The organism is Nocardiopsis halotolerans DSM 44410 (genome assembly GCF_000341065.1).
Taxonomy (GTDB): domain Bacteria; phylum Actinomycetota; class Actinomycetes; order Streptosporangiales; family Streptosporangiaceae; genus Nocardiopsis; species Nocardiopsis halotolerans.
In genome coordinates this window covers 1-257 of the sequence record NZ_ANAX01000278.1, presented here as the reverse complement: position 1 = coordinate 257, position 257 = coordinate 1, and the positions used below count along the sequence as shown (strand labels likewise).

Genomic DNA, 257 nt, shown 5'->3' with positions numbered 1-257 from the left:
CCAGCCGCAGCGCGGACTCGATGGTCACCGCGGCGATGTCGGTCAGCGCCGAGCCCACCTCCTGCGTCGAGGACACCTCCAGCAGGTCGGCGGCGGCCGTGCGCAGCAGCTCGCGGCGGCGCAGAGCACGCACCGCGGCCACCGACTCCTCGGCCGTGTCGTACCGGCGCTGGGCCGCCTCCGCCTCGGCCGTCAGCACCTTCGGGTCCCGGCGCAGCAGGTCGGCGTCGTCGTCGAGCATCGCCACCGCCTCCGGG

Annotated in this window: 1 protein-coding gene; it reads right to left on the bottom strand. The window is 76.3% G+C overall.

The window, feature by feature from the left end; genetic code table 11:
• Window positions 1-257 (bottom strand): hypothetical protein (locus D455_RS31200; RefSeq protein ID WP_040685025.1); only part of this gene is annotated, 257 nt, incomplete at both ends.